1 protein-coding gene is annotated in these 1,112 nt (G+C 47.2%); it reads left to right on the top strand.

Annotation, left to right across the window (positions count from 1 at the left end; translation table 11 throughout):
• On the top strand, positions 1-1,112 hold a 1,112-nt coding region (locus ACVPON_RS09530; protein ID WP_462878393.1), incomplete at both ends, for a DUF1542 domain-containing protein.

Here is a 1,112-nt window from a genome sequence, read left to right as displayed (position 1 = left end):
ACAGACTTGACGGACGAAGAAAAGCAATCAGCTAAGGATGCCGTTGATGCAGAAGTCAAGAAAGCCAAGGACGCAGTTGATGCAGCAACCACTAATGCGGATGTAGCGACAGCTAAGGACGCAGGTATCACAAGTATCAATGCCATTAAACCAGATGCGACAGCTAAGACCACCGCTAAGTCAGAAATTGATAAGGCAGCGGAAGCGAAGAAAACCGCTATTGATGCTCGTACAGACTTGACGGACGAAGAAAAGCAATCAGCTAAGGATGCCGTTGATGCAAAAGCTCAGGAAGCCAAGGATGCCGTTGATGCGGCAACTACCAATGATGCTGTTACGAAGGCTCAAACTGACGGTACCACCGCTATTTCTGATATCCATCCAGATGCAACAGCTAAGACCACCGCTAAGTCAGAAATTGATAAGGCAGCGGAAGCTAAAAAGGCAGAGATTGATGCTCGTTCTGATCTAACTGACGAAGAAAAGCAATCAGCTAAGGATGCCGTTGATGCAAAAGCTCAGGAAGCCAATGATGCCGTTGATGCAGCAACTACCAATGCGGATGTAGCGACAGCTAAGGACGCAGGTATCACAAGTATCAATGCCATTAAACCAGATGCGACAGCTAAGACCACCGCTAAGTCAGAAATTGATAAGGCAGCGGAAGCTAAAAAGGCAGAGATTGATGCTCGTACAGACTTGACGGATGAAGAAAAGCGAGCAGCTAAGAATGCCGTTGATGCAAAAGCTCAAGAAGCAAAGGACGCAGTTGATGCGGCAACTACCAATGATGCCGTTACGAAGGCTCAAACTGATGGCACTACAGCTATTTCTGATATCCATCCAGATGCGACAGCTAAGACCACCGCTAAGTCAGAAATTGATAAGGCAGCGGAAGCAAAGAAAACCGCCATTGATGCTCGTACAGACTTGACGGACGAAGAAAAGCAATCAGCTAAGAATGCAGTTGATGCAAAAGCTCAGGAAGCCAAGGATGCCGTTGATGCGGCAACCACTAATGCGGATGTAGCGACAGCTAAGGACGCAGGTATCACAAGTATCAATGCCATTAAACCAGATGCGACAGCTAAGACCACCGCTAAGTCAGAAAT

The sequence above is a fragment of the Streptococcus sp. 1F3 genome (genome assembly GCF_054968985.1).
The sequence above is the reverse complement of the archived record's forward strand: the minus strand, read 5'-3'. Positions and strand labels throughout refer to the sequence as shown.